At 64.5% G+C, this 589-nt stretch carries 1 protein-coding gene; it reads left to right on the forward strand.

Annotated elements, in window-relative coordinates; all coding sequences use genetic code 11:
- Nucleotides 1-589 (forward strand): hypothetical protein (locus tag ACCI51_RS19440; RefSeq protein ID WP_371845086.1); only part of this gene is annotated, 589 nt, incomplete at both ends.

The raw sequence follows: 589 nt of genomic DNA on the forward strand, positions 1-589 counted from the left end.
GAGCCTGACCGCCACGGCCAATCAGGTGGTGCACAACGGGGTCACCATTACCGGCGCGGAATCTTTGAGCGCTGGTAACGGCCGCCTGAGCAGCAGCGAGGATGACCGTTACGCCTTCAACGCCGACGCCGATCAAGTCACCGTCGACAGCATGGTGTTTGCCAACCTCACCAGTATTGCCGCCAGCGGCAGCGCCGACAGTGTCAGCGGCGGTGCCAACCACGGCTGGAGCCTGACCGCCACGGCCAATCAGGTGGTGCACAACGGGGTCACCATTACCGGCGCGGAATCCCTGAGTGCAGGCAATGGCCGCCTGAGCAGCAGCGAGGATGACCGTTACGCCTTCAACGCCGACGCCACCGCAGTCACCGTCGACAGCATGGTGTTCGCCAACCTCACCAATATTGCCGCCGGCGGCAGTGCCGACAGTGTCAGTGGCGGTGTCAACCACGGCTGGGCCCTGACCGATCAAGCCGACCAAGTGGTGCACAACGGGGTCACCATTACCGGCGCGGAATCCCTGAGCGCAGGCAATGGCCGCCTGAGCAGCAGCGAGGATGACCGTTACGCCTTCAACGCCGACGCCACC

This window comes from Microbulbifer echini (genome assembly GCF_041447225.1).
In the GTDB taxonomy this organism is placed as follows: domain Bacteria; phylum Pseudomonadota; class Gammaproteobacteria; order Pseudomonadales; family Cellvibrionaceae; genus Microbulbifer; species Microbulbifer echini.